Origin of the sequence: Streptomyces sp. NPDC053076, assembly GCF_044546845.1 — a bacterium.
Taxonomy (GTDB): domain Bacteria; phylum Actinomycetota; class Actinomycetes; order Streptomycetales; family Streptomycetaceae; genus Streptomyces.
The window spans coordinates 1,389,969-1,403,565 of sequence record NZ_JBITZL010000002.1; the positions used below are offsets into that span (position 1 = coordinate 1,389,969).

Sequence of the window (13,597 nt, forward strand, 5' to 3'; positions counted from 1 at the left end):
GGGGACAACTCGGGGGACAACTCAGTGGGGCATGGAGTGCCGGAACTCGTACTGGAATCAAACGGACGGACCTGGACGCTCGACCCGTCCAGGCCATATACCCTCGGACGCGATCCGCAGGGTGACATCGTCTTCGACGACGCCAGGGTCTCCTGGCGACACGCCACGGTCAGTTTCAACGGCCGCAGTTGGGTCGTCGAGGACCACGGCAGCACCAACGGCACGTTCGTGCAGGGCCGGCGGGTCCAGCATATGGAGATCGGCCCCGGCTCGGCGCTGTACCTCGGCAACGCGACCGACGGACCGCGGCTGAATCTGTCGGGGGCCGCGGCACCGGTCGGCGGCCCGGACCAGCAGTCGGCGCCGTACGCGGCCCAGGGCGCCGGTGCGCCCGGCTGGGTCCAGCAGGGCGCCCAGCAAGCACCCGCACAGCAGCAGGTGGTCCCGCAGCAGGCCGTGCCCCACCAGGCGCCGGCGCATCAGCAGGCGGCCCAGGCGGGCTGGCAGCAGCCGCCCGCGTTCCCGCAGCAGCAGGCCGGCCCCGCCGACCAGTACGCGCAGAAGATGCCCGGTGGTGGCGCGGGGGCGCCGCCGGTCCACGGCGACCGCAGCCCGACCACGTTCCACCAGTTCGCGCTCGGCCGCGTCATGCGCATCGGCCGTGCCCTGGAGAACGACCTGGTCGTCTCCGACCTCCAGGTCTCCCGGAACCACGCCGAGTTCCACGCCACGCCCGACGGCCGCTTCGAGATCCGCGACCTCGGCTCGCACAACGGCACGTACGTCAACGGCCAGCCGATCGCGAAGGGCGGCTCGGCGCTGCTCGGCCCGAGCGACATCGTCGGCGTCGGTCACTCCACGTTCCGCATCGTCGGCGACCGTCTCGAGGAGTTCGTCGACACCGGTGAGGTGTCGTTCTCGGCCCGCCACCTGACCGTCACGGTCGACGGCGGCAAGCAGATCCTCAAGGACGTCTCCTTCGGCGTCCCCGAGAAGTCGTTGATCGCCGTGATCGGCCCGTCCGGTTCCGGCAAGTCGACCCTGCTCAAGGCGCTGACCGGCTACCGGCCCGCCAACCAGGGCGAGGTGCTCTACGACAACCGGAACCTGTACAAGCAGTTCGCCGAGCTGCGCCAGCGCATCGGTCTGGTCCCGCAGGACGACATCCTGCACAAGGAGCTGACCGTCAAGAAGGCCCTGAAGTACGCGGCCAAGCTGCGCTTCCCGGCCGACACCACGGGCCAGGAGCGCGACGCCCGCATCGACGAGGTGCTGCGCGAGCTGAAGCTCGACATCCACAAGGACAAGAAGGTCACCTCACTCTCGGGTGGCCAGCGCAAGCGTGTGTCGGTGGCACTGGAGCTGCTCACCAAGCCCTCGCTGATCTTCCTGGACGAGCCGACCTCGGGTCTCGACCCGGGCATGGACCGTGACGTCATGCAGCTGCTGCGCGGGCTCGCCGACGACGGCCGCACGGTCCTCGTCGTCACCCACTCGGTGGCCGAGCTGGCGCTGTGCGACAAGCTGTTGGTCATGGCGCCGGGCGGCGCGGTCGCCTACTTCGGCCCGCCGGAGGAGGCGCTGAACTTCTTCGGCTACGACAGTTGGGCCGACGTCTTCTCCGCCTTCGAGAACTACCGCGACTACGACTGGGCGGGCCGCTGGAAGGGCTCGCAGCACTACCAGATGTACGCCGCCGAGATCGACGCGATCGCCCCGCAGTCCGTACCCGTGCCGGTGCCGCAGGCGGTGAAGCCGCCCAAGCCGCAGGGCTGGGGCTCGCAGCTGATGACCCTGGTCCGGCGCTATGTGTCGGTCATCGTCTCCGACAAGGGCTTCCTGGCGCTGACGGTGATCCTGCCCGCGGTCCTCGGCGCGGTCAGCCTGCTGATCGACCACAGCCACGGTCTGCTGGTCAACGAGACGATCAACCCGAAGACCCACACGCACGTGCCGAACGGCACCGCCACCACCGTGCTGCTGATCCTCGCCGTCGGCGCGTGCTTCGCGGGCGCGGCGAACTCGGTCCGTGAGCTGATCAAGGAGCGGGTGATCTACGAGCGGGAGCGCGCGACCGGCCTGTCCCGCTCGGCGTACCTGATGTCGAAGGTGGTCGTACTCGGTGCCGTCACGGTGCTCCAGGGCCTGATGGTCGGTGTCATCGGTTTCGCCAGCCGGGAGATCCCGAAGGAGGGGCTCGTCCTCGGCGGCTCGACGCTGTTCGAGCTGTGCCTGCCGATCATGGCGCTCGGCTTCACCTCGATGATGTTCGGCCTGGTGATCTCCTCGCTGGTGAAGACCGCCGAGAAGACCATGCCGCTGCTCGTGATGTTCGCGATCATCCAGGTCGTCTTCACCGGCTGCCTCTTCACCCTGCACGGCACGCTCGGCGTCAACGAGTTCTCGTACCTGATGCCGTCGCGCTGGGCGGTGGCCGCGGCCGGCGCCACGCTGGACTTCAACAACATCGCCCCTAACACCGACGACCCGACCAGCACGGACCCGCTGTGGGACCACGCGGCCTCGGCCTGGTGCCTGGACATGGTCGCGCTGATCGCGCTCGGTGTGATCTGCGGCTTCTTCGTGGCGCGCTTCCTGCGCCGCCACGAGCCGGAGGTCATGCGCAAGTGACCGCGCCCGACGCCGAAGGGCGGCACCCCGGTCCCGGGGTGCCGCCCTTCGGCGTCACGTCGTCGCGTCGTCGAGGTCCCGCGCCGGACCTCAGTACGCGCTGTTGACGTTGTCGATCGAGCCGTACTTGTCGGCCGCGTAGTTGGCGGCGGCGGTGATGTTGGCGACCGGGTCGTAGATGTTCCAGGACGTGCCGGGGACGTGGTACGCGCTGAAGGTCGGCGGGATGACCTGGAGCAGGCCCTTGGACGGGATGCCGTTGATGGCGTTGACGTCCCAGTTGTTGATGGCCATGGGGTTGCCGGAGGACTCGCGCATGATGTTCTTGTGCAGGCCGTTGTAGCTGCCCGGGATGCCCTTGGACTTCATGATGGCCAGGGCCTGCCGGATCCAGCCGTCGAGGTTGTTGGCGTACGTCTTCGCGGCGACCGGCTGGATCTCCAGGCGCTGCGTGGAGCGGGTGGCGGCCTGCTGGGCGGCGCGCTGCTGCGCGGCCTTCTTGGCGGCGGCGGCCTCGGCGGCCTTCTTGGCGGCGGCGGCGTCGGCGGCCTTCTTCTGCGCCGCGAAGGTGTCGAGCTTGACGTTCTTGCCGGCGAGCTGGTCGGTGACCGTGCCCTTGACGTTCTTCAGGACCGTGCTGGAGGCGACCTGCGTGGTCACGGCGGTGGTCGTGGCCGGGGCACCGGTGGTGACGGTGTCGGCGTTGCTGGGGGCGGCGGAGAAGGCCAGGGCGGCGGTGCCGAGTGCGGCGACGCCGGCGACGGCGATCTTGTGGTGCTTGGTCAGCGGACGACTATGAGCACGGTTGAGGAAGTTCTTGGGCATGCCTGATGGACCTCTTCGAATAGCGCGGAGGTCGCTCCCGCGTCCGCCGGAGGAATCGGCTCCTCCCGCACGAACGCCGCGGCGGAAATCCGCGGCGCTGAGCGACGGGAGCAATTCTTAGCGGGCGCAAAATGCCCAGGCAAAGGTGTGACGTACGATCCCGGGTAGTGGATCAGGGAAGGGCAAAATAGGACAGACGGGACCGTCTGTCCCGTTCATGTGGATGGCTCTATCTCCTATGCCCTTTCGTACGTGATGTGGGCCCTATGCGCGGGCTCACACGGGGCGCCATGCCATCTCACCGTGCGTTGCCATCGCAATGCTTTGTGTGAGCCTCCTCCGGGAGGAGGAGATGGGCGTCGCCGAACTCGTGCCACAGGTAGAGCTCGCGCAGCGCCTCCTCGTAGGCACGGTCGACCGCCGCCCGGCCGGCCACCGCCTCCAGCATCAGCAGATGCGACGCCTCCGGCTCGTGCAGCCCCGTCAGCAGTCCGTCCACCACCCGCACCCCGCCTTCGGGAGTGACCACCAGATCCGTCCACCCCTGCGCCGCGCGCACCACCCCGTCCGGCCCCGCGGCCCGCACGGCCGTCGTCCCGACCGCGATCACCCGAGTCGGCAGACCCCTCCAGCCCCGCGGGGACCCTCATGACGGTCCTCACCGCCCCTCCATCAGGGACGGCGCCGTGTACCGCCCACTCGCCGGCCGCTCGTCCAGCAGCCGCGGGAACGCCGGTACGACAGCGTCGGGCGCCGGCCGCAGGGCGCCGGGGCCCTTCGGCGTACGCCGCACGTCCCGGCCGGGGGCCTACGCCGCCGGTCCTACGTCCAGCGGACCGGGCCCCGCCGTCATGAGGCCGATCCGCCTGTCACACCCCGCCGGTACCGTGAGGACATGAGTCAAGGCCCCCGGTCCGGCCTCGCCGCGGTGAGCTCCGCGCTGCTGGCCATGAGCAGGCATCTGGAGGTGCGCGACGTCCTCAAGACGATCGTCGCCTCCGCCCGCGAGCTGCTCGACGCGCAGTACGCCGCCCTCGGCGTCCCCGACGACCACGGCGGCTTCGCCCAGTTCGTCGTGGACGGTGTCAGCGACGAGCAGTGGCGTGCCATCGGCCCGCTCCCGCGCCAGCACGGCATCCTCGCCGCGATGCTGCACGAGGCGAAGCCCGAGCGCCTCGCCGACGTGCGCAAGGACCCCCGCTTCGAGGGCTGGCCGTCCGCCCACCCCGACCTGGCCGACTTCCTGGGCCTGCCCATCCGCGACGGCGACGAGGTCATCGGCGCCCTCTTCCTCGCCAACAAGCTGCGACCGGGGCAAGGCCCCTCGTGCCCGAAGCCGGAGGGCAACTGCGGCTTCACCGAGGAGGACGAGGAACTGCTCGCCATCCTCGCCCAGCACGCCGCCATCGCCCTCACCAACGCCCGCCTCTACGAGCGCAGCCGCGAGCTGACCATCGCCGAGGAACGCTCCCGTCTCGCCCACGAACTGCACGACGCGGTCAGCCAGAAGCTGTTCTCCCTGCGCCTGACCGCCCAGGCGGCAGCCGCGCTGGTGGACCGCGACCCCGCCCGCGCCAAGGGCGAGCTGCACCAGGTGGCCTCCCTCGCCGCCGAGGCCGTCGACGAACTGCGCGCCGCTGTCGTGGAGTTGCGGCCCGCCGCGCTGGACGAGGACGGCCTGCTCGCCACCCTGCGCACGCAGACGCAGGTCCTCGACCGCGCCCACACCGCCCGTGTGACCTTCCGGAGCAACGGCTTCCGCGCCCTGCCCGCGTCCCAGGAGGAGGCCCTGCTCAGGGTCGCCCAGGAGGCCCTGCACAACGCCCTGCGCCACTCCGGGGCCGCCCGCGTCGACGTCAGCGTGGAGCGGCGCGGCAGCGGCGCCGTCCTGCGTGTCACCGACGACGGCAACGGCTTCGACCCCACGACGGTCCGCCGCGCCGGACGCCACCTCGGCCTGGTGTCGATGCGGGACCGGGCCGGCGGGGTCGGCGGCTCCCTGACCGTGGAATCGGCGCCCGGCAAGGGCACCACGATCGAGATGGAGGTTCCCGGTGGCTGAACCGATCAAGGTGCTGCTGGTCGACGACCACCAGGTCGTCCGCCGGGGCCTGCGCACCTTCCTGGAGGTGCAGGACGACATAGAGGTCGTCGGCGAGGCCGCCGACGGCGCCGAGGGAGTCGACCGTGCCGAGGAACTGCGGCCCGACATCGTCCTCATGGACATCAAGATGCCGGGCCTGGACGGCATCGGCGCGCTGCGCAGACTGCGCGAACTCGGCAACCCCGCGCGCGTGCTGATCGTCACGAGCTTCACCGAGCAGCGCACGGTCGTCCCGGCCCTGCGCGCCGGCGCCGCCGGGTACGTCTACAAGGACGTGGACCCCGACGCCCTCGCCGGCGCCATCCGTTCCGTGCACGCCGGGCACATCCTGCTCCAGCCGGAGGTCGCCGACGCCCTGCTCTCCCAGGAGGAGGCCAACAGCGGTCAGGGCAGGGGAAGTTCGCTCACCGAGCGGGAGCGCGAGGTGCTCGGTCTGATCGCGGACGGCCGCTCCAACCGGGAAATAGCCCGCGCCCTGGTCCTGTCCGAGAAGACCGTCAAGACGCACGTCTCCAACATCCTGATGAAACTCGACCTCGCCGACCGCACCCAGGCCGCGCTGTGGGCCGTACGCCACGGAGTGACCGGCTGAAACGCCCTGACCAACGCTTCACGCACGACAACACGGAGGGTCACGGTCCAGGCCGAGATTCATACCGTAGGGGGAATGTCACCCGGATGGCGCACCCTTCGGTGATCTCCGCCGTTCTCCAGGGCGTGCTGCGGCGATCGCCGCGCTGAACGTCCAGGAGGGGTTGACAGTGAAGAGTCTGAAGAAGGCAGCGGCCGTGACGATGGTGGCCGGTGGACTGGTGGCAGCCGGTGCGGGCATGGCCTCCGCCCACGGCGGAGCCGACGCCATCGGCGCGGCCCACGGCTCCCCGGGTGTCGGCTCGGGCAATCTCGTCCAGGCCCCGGTGCACGTCCCGGTGAACGCCGTCGGCAACAGCGTGAGCGTCATCGGCGTCCTGAACCCGGCCTTCGGCAACCTCGGCCTCAACCACTGAGGTCCGGCCGCGACGGCCTCAGGCCCCCCGAGTGCACCCGGGGGGCCTGTCAGCTTGTCCTCCGACTGGCCCGGACGGGCGCCGGGGCCACGGTGTCCGTCCCCCGCCAGGGCCTCCCGCACTGATCAGCGCACGACCCACGGCCGGGTCGGACCCGCACACGCAGGAGGAACCCGTCCCATGAACCACCCCGCCTTCGGCAACACCAGCGTCAACGACTGACGCCCGGCCGGTACGACGGCTGGCGTCCGGCCGGTACAAGGGGCCCGGGCGACAGCGGCCCGGGGGGAGCATCCCCGGCATCCAAAGGCAGGCCGTCCGTACCGACGCCGGGTCCCGAGGGGCCTACCGTGCCCCCCGCTCCCGCTCCTCCACGAACGCGTTGTACGCCGCCACCTGCGCCCGCCGCGCCGTCCGCTCCACCGGCCGCAGCGCGGCCCCCCGCGCCGCCATCTCCGAGGCGCTCACCGCGCCCCCGTGCCCGTGGTCGTGCGCCAGCGACACCAGCAGCCCCACCCGCTGCGCAAGCTCCAACACCCGCACCGCGCGCGGCGGATACCCCGGTGCCAGCAGCTCCTGCCCCCGCTCGGCCCGCGCCCGGTACGCGCCGATCGCCGCCTCCGCCACCGGCCCCGAGCCGGCGACGTCCAGCTTCGACAGCACCTCGGTCGCCTCCCGCAGCGCCTCCGCCAGTTCCCGCTCGGCCTCCCCCAGCGAGGGAACGTCGGCCGGCGAAGCCTCCCGCACCGGCAGTGCGTGCCAGACCACCTCGACATGCACATCACCCGCGGGCCCGGCCTCGTACACCTGGGGCACCAGCCCGAACGCGGCGCCGTGACAGATCGCCGCCTCCTCGGCCTCCAGCGCCCGCGCGTTGAACTCCGGCGGACCGCTCAGCCCCAGCGGATGCCCCGGGGCGGGCAGCGCCACCCGCAGCCCGGTCACCCCCAGCGTGCGCAGCCTCCCCAGCGCGAGCGTCAGCCCGACCGGCGCGGGCTCTCCGGGCAGCCCCTCCACGCGGTGCACCGCGTCCTCGCCCACGACGGCGAACACAGCGTCATCCGGAGAGACAAGTCCGGCCAAAAGGGCATTTCCCCAAGCGGCGAGGCGTCCTGAACGCGGTTCCGAGAGCATGCCCACACCCTACGGACCGGACCGATGGAATGGAGCGGGGCGCTCGTGGCGTAGATTTCATAAGGGCTGCGCCCACCGGCGCGGCGGACCCGAGCCACAGGCGTACGCGACAGCCGAGACCGGCCACACTGCAAGGGGAGACAACGCGCTCATGAGCGATGTTCTGGAGCTTCAGGACGTATCCGTGGTCCGCGAGGGCCGGGCTCTGGTGGACCAGGTCTCCTGGTCGGTGAAGGAGGGCGAGCGCTGGGTCATCCTCGGCCCCAACGGCGCCGGCAAGACCACCCTCCTCAACGTCGCTTCCAGCTACCTCTACCCCAGCACGGGCACCGCCACCATCCTCGGCGAGACCCTCGGCAAGCCCGGTACCGACGTCTTCGAGCTGCGCCCCCGCATCGGCATGGCCGGTATCGCCCTGGCCGAGAAGCTCCCCAAGCGCCAGACGGTCCTGCAGACGGTCCTCACCGCCGCCTACGGCATGACCGCCGGCTGGCAGGAGGAGTACGAGGACGTCGACGAGCAGCGCGCCCGCGCCTTCCTCGACCGTCTCGGGATGAGCGACTACCTCGACCGGAAGTTCGGCACCCTCTCCGAGGGCGAGCGCAAGCGCACCCTGATCGCCCGCGCCCTGATGACCGACCCCGAGCTGCTCCTGCTGGACGAGCCCGCCGCCGGCCTCGACCTCGGTGGCCGCGAGGACCTGGTCCGCCGCCTCGGCCGGCTCGCCCGCGACCCCATCGCCCCGTCGATGATCATGGTGACGCACCACGTCGAGGAGATCGCCCCCGGCTTCACCCACGTCCTCATGATCCGGCAGGGCAAGGTCCTGGCCGCCGGCCCCATCGAGCTGGAACTCAGCTCCCGCAACCTCTCCCTCTGCTTCGGCCTCCCGCTCGTCGTGGAGCAGGTCGGCGACCGCTGGACCGCCCAGGGTCTGCCCCTCGCCTGACCCCGTCGCTCTCCCTTTCGCGCCCTGTCCGCCGCCCGACCGCGGTCCTACCATGACCATGTGAACGACATCGACGCATGGGTGTGGTGGCTCGTCGGCGCGGCGGCGCTCGGAATCCCGCTCGTGGTCACCGCGATGCCGGAGTTCGGCATGCTCGCGGTGGGCGCCGTGGCGGCGGCGGTCGTGTCCGCCCTCGGCTTCGACGCGGTGATCCAGGTCCTCTCGTTCGTCGTCGTCTCCGTCGCCCTCATCGCCGTCGTCCGGCCCATCGCCGCCCGACACGGCAGGCAACGCCCCCGATTCGCCACCGGAGTCGAGGCGTTGAAAGGCAGACAGGCCGTCGTACTGGAACGGGTCGACGCCTCCGGGGGCCGCATCAAGCTCGCCGGAGAGGTCTGGTCGGCCCGCGCCCTCGACACCGGCCGCGCCTACGAAGTCGGCCAGGAGGTGGACGTCGTGGACATCGAAGGGGCCACCGCGATCGTCCTCTGAGGACAACTCGCCGAGAAGGCCCCACGAGTTGCGACGGTCTGTCAGACTCGACCAGCAAGATCTTCAACAGTCATGAGATCTGCCGAAGGCGCCGAGGCGGAGAAGGGTACGGGGAACGACGATGGAACCGGTCATCATCGTCCTGATCATCCTGGTGGTGTTGGTCTTCATCGCCCTGATCAAGACGATCCAAGTCATCCCACAGGCCAGCGCTGCCATCGTCGAGCGCTTCGGCCGCTACACGCGGACCCTGAACGCGGGCCTGAACATCGTGGTTCCGTTCATCGACACCATCCGCAACCGCATCGACCTGCGCGAACAGGTCGTCCCGTTCCCGCCGCAGCCGGTGATCACCCAGGACAACCTGGTCGTGAACATCGACACGGTCATCTACTACCAGGTCACCGACGCCCGGGCCGCCACCTACGAGGTCGCCAGCTACATCCAGGCGATCGAGCAGCTGACGGTCACCACCCTGCGCAACATCATCGGCGGCATGGACCTCGAACGGACGCTGACCTCCCGCGAGGAGATCAACGCGGCCCTGCGCGGGGTCCTGGACGAGGCCACCGGCAAGTGGGGCATCCGCGTCAACCGCGTCGAACTGAAGGCCATCGAGCCGCCCACCTCCATCCAGGACTCGATGGAGAAGCAGATGCGCGCCGACCGTGACAAGCGCGCCGCGATCCTCCAGGCCGAAGGCGTCCGGCAGTCCGAGATCCTGCGCGCCGAGGGCGAGAAGCAGTCCCAGATCCTGCGCGCCGAAGGTGAGGCCAAGGCAGCCGCCCTGCGCGCCGAGGGCGAGGCCCAGGCCGTGCGCACGGTCTTCGAGGCCATCCACGCCGGCGACCCGGACCAGAAGCTGCTCTCCTACCAGTACCTCCAGATGCTCCCCAAGATCGCCGAGGGCGACGCCAACAAGCTCTGGATCGTCCCCAGCGAAATCGGCGACGCCCTCAAGGGCCTGTCCGGCGCGATGGGCAACTTCGGTGGTCTGGGCGGTGGTTCGGGCAACAACGGCAACAACGGCTCGTCGGGCGACGGGGGCTCCGCCCCGGAACGCCGGGAGAAGCCGTCGATCGACTGAGGGTTCTTCCCGACACCGGGTTCCGCCGCGCCCCGAAAGGGGTGCGGGGAACTGCGCGATCAACCACACACCACCCGCGCCCGGCGTACTGACAGAGGCCCTACGGCGACGGTCAGGCAGCGTCCCGGGCCAGCCAGTCAGGCAGAGCCGCGAAGTCCTCCTGGCCCAGGGCGAGCAACATCGCGTCGGCCGGCGACGGTTCGAACGGCGCGCGCAGCAGTGCCATCCCCGCCTCCTCCGGTGTCCGGTCGGCCTTCCGGTGGTTGTCCTCCGCACACGCGGCCACCGTGTTCAGCCACGTGTCCTGGCCGCCGTGCGACCGCGGCACCACATGGTCCACGGTCGTGGCCCTGCGCCCGCAGTACGCGCACCGGTGCCGGTCCCGGACCAGCACCCCCCGCCGCGACCACGGGGCTTGTCTTCGGAACGGCACCCGGACATACCGGCACAGCCTGATCACCCGGGGCGCGGGTATGTCCACATCGGCACCGCGCATACGCAGCTCGGGATGGGCCTGCTCGACCACGGCCTTGTCCTGCAGCACCAGGACCACAGCTCGGTTCAGAGTCACCGTGGACAGCGGTTCGAAACTCGCGTTCAGGACCAACGTGTCACGCATCCAGCCCACCTCCCGTGTGCACCTGCCCACCCCCCGGCGGGCTCGGATCAACTCTGGACGGGCGCGCCGAGATGGACAACGCAATAAAAAATGCCCGCCTCCGATCACTTCCAAGACCGGAGGCGGGCAAACGTTCAATGAACGCTCGGCTGAATCAGGGCGGTGCGGTCAGCCCTGCGCGGGGTTCTCGTACTCACCGATCAGCTGAGCGCGGGCGATGGTGTGGAACCGCAGGTTGAAACCGACGACGGCCGGAGAGACGTCCGCGTCCGGACCAAGCTTCTCCTGGTCCACGGCGTACACCGTGAAGACGTACCGGTGCGGGCCGTCCCCGGGCGGCGGCGCGGCACCGCCGAAGTCCTTCGACCCGTAGTCGTTGCGCACGTGCACGGCGCCCGCGGGCAGCCCCTCGAACTTGCCGCCGCCCGCACCCGCCGGCAGCTCCGTCACGGAGGCCGGGATATCGAACAGGACCCAGTGCCAGAACCCGCTGCCGGTCGGCGCGTCAGGGTCGTAGCAGGTCACGGCGAAGCTCTTGGTCTCCGCGGGGAAGCCCTCCCAGCGCAGCTGCGGCGAGGTGTTGCCCTCCGCCTGGACCTGGGCGCTCCTGAGCGTCGCACCCTCCTCGACGTCCTCGCTCGTCACCGTGAACGACGGCACGGGCGGATGGAAATCGTGGGGGAGCGGCCGCCGCTTGAGCTCGGTCACCTCGGTACCTCCTGATCGATGATCTGGAACCAGCAGTTCCCGAGCCTAGAACCAGTTGCGCTTGCTGCCGACCTCGGACAGCCACTGGTTGAGGTAAGCCGCCCAGTCGGTCCCCTGCCAGTCGTTCAGACCCACCTGGAAGGAGCGGTAGGTGTCCGACCCCTCGCTGAACAGACCCGGCTTCTTGTCCATCTCCAGCACGACGTCCATCGCGTGCTCGTCGGCCACGAAGCTCAGCTCGACCTGGTTCAGACCCCTGTACTGCGACGGCGGGAAGAACTCGATCTCCTGGTAGAACGGCAGCTTCTGCCGCGTACCCCGGATGTGGCCGCGCTCCATGTCCGCGTTCTTGAAGCGGAAGCCCAGCTGGATGAAGCCGTCCAGGATCGCCTTCTGCGCAGGCAGCGGGTGGACGTTGATCGGGTCCAGGTCGCCGGAGTCCACGGCCCGCGCGATCGCCAGCTCGGTGGTCACACCGATGTTCATGCCCCGCAGCGCCTGACCGTCGATCATGGTGACCGGCGTCTCCCAGGGGATCTCCAGCCCGAACGGCACCGCGTGCACGGCACCCGCCTGGAGCTCGAAGGCACCGCCGAGCCGGACCTTGGTGAACTCGATGTCCTGCTTGTACTCCTGGTCGCCGCTCTCCACCTCGACCTTGGCCTGCAGACCGACGGACAAGCCCTCGATGGTCTGGTTCACGGACCCGCCCTGGATCCGCACCTCACCCTGGACGACACCGCCCGGGACGACGTTGACCTCGGTCAGCACCGTCTCGACCGATGCCCCGCCGGCACCCAGGCTCGCGAGCAGCTTCTTGAACGCCATGGCACTCCCTTTACGAATGAACCCTCGACCCGTACAAACGCGATCCGCCCGCCACCGGTTCCGCCGGCGCGGCGCCTCGTCTGGACTACCCTCGGAGGGCATGATCGCGCCCCCGGACCGTACGCCACTGCCCCGCAGCTTCTTCGACCGCCCGGTCCTGGAGGTCGCGCCGGACCTCCTCGGCCGCGTCCTGGTCCGGTCGACACCGGACGGCCCGATCGCCCTCCGCCTCACGGAGGTCGAGGCGTACGACGGCCCCAACGATCCGGGTTCGCACGCCTACCGGGGCCGCACCGCGCGCAACGCGGTGATGTTCGGTCCGCCCGGACACGTGTACGTCTACTTCACCTACGGCATGTGGCACTGCATGAATCTGGTCTGCGGACCCGAGGGCCGGGCGAGCGCCGTCCTCCTGCGCGCGGGGGAGGTGGTGGAGGGCGCCGAGCTGGCCCGCAAGCGACGGGTTTCGGCCCGGAACGACAAGGAACTGGCCAAGGGGCCGGCCCGGCTGGCCACGGCGCTGGAGGTCGACCGGGCGTTGGACGGCACGGACGCGTGCACGTCCGAAGAGACGCCACTGAGGATGCTGGCGGGCACGCCGGTCCCCTCCGACCAGGTACACAGCGGTCCTCGCACCGGTGTCGCCGGCGAGGGCGGGAGCGGCGACCTCCACCCGTGGCGGTACTGGGTCGCCAACGACCCGACGGTCAGCCCCTATCGGGCTCATGTGCCGAGGCGCCGCCAAAGTTGACTCGGTCCGCCAAGGTGCGTAATGTATCCGGAGCCGCTGAACCGGGTACGGCGATCGCCTGCAGCCGGAGCGGCCAACCCACCACCTAGCCCCAACCCCTCGACGGGGTCGTTTCTGGCGCGTCCGCGTGCCCGAATTCGAACTCGCGGGACTCGATTATGAGTCGCAGAGGGAATCGGCTAACGTAGTGGACGTCGAAAGGGCGGACGGCGAAAGCCGAAAGCCCCGAGACAATCCCGCCGACAGGGAATCGGACGCCGAAAGGATCTGATAAAGTCGGGACCGCCGGAAAGGGAAACGCGAGAGCGGGAACCTGGAAAGCGCCGAGGAAATCGGATCGAGAAAAGATCTGATAGAGTCGGAAACACCGAAGGGAAGCCCGGAGGAAAGCCTGAGAGGGTGAGTACAAAGGAAGCGACCGTTCCTTGAGAACTCAACAGCGTGCCAAAAATCAACGCCAGA

General features: G+C 69.9%; 13 protein-coding genes and 2 pseudogenes. 8 read left to right on the forward strand and 7 right to left on the reverse strand.

Translation table 11 applies throughout. The annotated features are described in order from the left end of the window. Positions 1-36: 36 nt before the first annotated feature. Positions 37-2,631 carry an FHA domain-containing protein gene (locus ACIGYR_RS13510; protein ID WP_399595010.1) on the forward strand — a complete coding sequence of 865 codons (2,595 nt, stop codon included), beginning with the start codon at positions 37-39 and terminating at the stop codon, positions 2,629-2,631. Between the two features lie 90 nt (positions 2,632-2,721). On the opposite strand, the gene ACIGYR_RS13515 is transcribed toward ACIGYR_RS13510, so the two are convergent. The 3 genes and pseudogenes from ACIGYR_RS13515 to ACIGYR_RS13525 all read right to left on the reverse strand — a co-directional run. Further along, a complete protein-coding gene (locus ACIGYR_RS13515) occupies positions 2,722-3,456 on the reverse strand; it encodes a transglycosylase SLT domain-containing protein (RefSeq protein ID WP_399595008.1) in 735 nt (244 codons plus the stop codon). A 298-nt stretch (positions 3,457-3,754) separates the two neighbouring features. Beyond that, positions 3,755-4,069: pseudogene (locus ACIGYR_RS13520) on the reverse strand (S-adenosylmethionine:tRNA ribosyltransferase-isomerase); the annotation flags it as partial. A 45-nt stretch (positions 4,070-4,114) separates the two neighbouring features. Next, positions 4,115-4,216: pseudogene (locus ACIGYR_RS13525) on the reverse strand (short-chain dehydrogenase); the annotation flags it as partial. Between the two features lie 135 nt (positions 4,217-4,351). Here ACIGYR_RS13525 and ACIGYR_RS13530 point away from each other — a divergent pair. The 3 genes from ACIGYR_RS13530 to ACIGYR_RS13540 all read left to right on the forward strand — a co-directional run bounded on the left by ACIGYR_RS13530 (position 4,352) and on the right by ACIGYR_RS13540 (position 6,567). Beyond that, on the forward strand, positions 4,352-5,518 hold the full coding sequence (locus ACIGYR_RS13530) for a GAF domain-containing sensor histidine kinase (RefSeq protein ID WP_399595005.1): 1,167 nt from the start codon (positions 4,352-4,354) through the stop codon (positions 5,516-5,518). Then, the gene (locus tag ACIGYR_RS13535; RefSeq protein WP_391839664.1) at positions 5,511-6,152 is read left to right on the forward strand and encodes a response regulator; all 642 of its coding nucleotides are present in this window, start codon (positions 5,511-5,513) and stop codon (positions 6,150-6,152) included. Before ACIGYR_RS13530 ends, ACIGYR_RS13535 begins: the two co-directional genes overlap by 8 nt. Positions 6,153-6,321: 169 nt before the next feature. Further along, a complete protein-coding gene (locus ACIGYR_RS13540; RefSeq protein WP_399595003.1) occupies positions 6,322-6,567 on the forward strand; it encodes a chaplin in 246 nt (81 codons plus the stop codon). Between the two features lie 345 nt (positions 6,568-6,912). Here the strand turns inward: ACIGYR_RS13540 and ACIGYR_RS13545 are convergent, their stop codons facing one another. Next, on the reverse strand, positions 6,913-7,701 hold the full coding sequence (locus tag ACIGYR_RS13545; RefSeq protein ID WP_391839668.1) for a hypothetical protein: 789 nt from the start codon (positions 7,699-7,701) through the stop codon (positions 6,913-6,915). Positions 7,702-7,852: 151 nt separating this feature from the next. Between ACIGYR_RS13545 and ACIGYR_RS13550 the strand changes: the two genes are divergently transcribed. The 3 genes from ACIGYR_RS13550 to ACIGYR_RS13560 all read left to right on the forward strand — a co-directional run bounded on the left by ACIGYR_RS13550 (position 7,853) and on the right by ACIGYR_RS13560 (position 10,229). Beyond that, the gene (locus ACIGYR_RS13550; RefSeq protein WP_391839670.1) at positions 7,853-8,650 is read left to right on the forward strand and encodes an ABC transporter ATP-binding protein; all 798 of its coding nucleotides are present in this window, start codon (positions 7,853-7,855) and stop codon (positions 8,648-8,650) included. A gap of 60 nt (positions 8,651-8,710) precedes the next feature. Next, positions 8,711-9,142, forward strand: coding sequence for an NfeD family protein (locus ACIGYR_RS13555; protein ID WP_391839672.1), 432 nt, complete (start codon positions 8,711-8,713; stop codon positions 9,140-9,142). A gap of 121 nt (positions 9,143-9,263) precedes the next feature. Further along, complete coding sequence (locus tag ACIGYR_RS13560) at positions 9,264-10,229, forward strand: SPFH domain-containing protein (RefSeq protein ID WP_399594999.1); 966 nt, start codon at positions 9,264-9,266, stop codon at positions 10,227-10,229. Between the two features lie 112 nt (positions 10,230-10,341). On the opposite strand, the gene ACIGYR_RS13565 is transcribed toward ACIGYR_RS13560, so the two are convergent. From ACIGYR_RS13565 to ACIGYR_RS13575, 3 genes are all read right to left on the reverse strand, one after another. Continuing rightward, positions 10,342-10,848: an HNH endonuclease gene (locus tag ACIGYR_RS13565; protein ID WP_391839675.1), complete on the reverse strand. Its 507-nt coding sequence runs from the start codon at positions 10,846-10,848 to the stop codon at positions 10,342-10,344. A gap of 168 nt (positions 10,849-11,016) precedes the next feature. After that, positions 11,017-11,556 carry a YbhB/YbcL family Raf kinase inhibitor-like protein gene (locus tag ACIGYR_RS13570; protein WP_391839677.1) on the reverse strand — a complete coding sequence of 180 codons (540 nt, stop codon included), beginning with the start codon at positions 11,554-11,556 and terminating at the stop codon, positions 11,017-11,019. Positions 11,557-11,601: 45 nt separating this feature from the next. Then, complete coding sequence (locus tag ACIGYR_RS13575; RefSeq protein WP_391839678.1) at positions 11,602-12,384, reverse strand: sporulation protein; 783 nt, start codon at positions 12,382-12,384, stop codon at positions 11,602-11,604. Positions 12,385-12,484: 100 nt separating this feature from the next. Here ACIGYR_RS13575 and ACIGYR_RS13580 point away from each other — a divergent pair, with 100 nt between their 5' ends. Then, entirely contained in the window at positions 12,485-13,135 is a 651-nt protein-coding gene (locus tag ACIGYR_RS13580; protein WP_391839680.1) for a DNA-3-methyladenine glycosylase, read from the forward strand. Positions 13,136-13,597 lie beyond the last annotated feature (462 nt).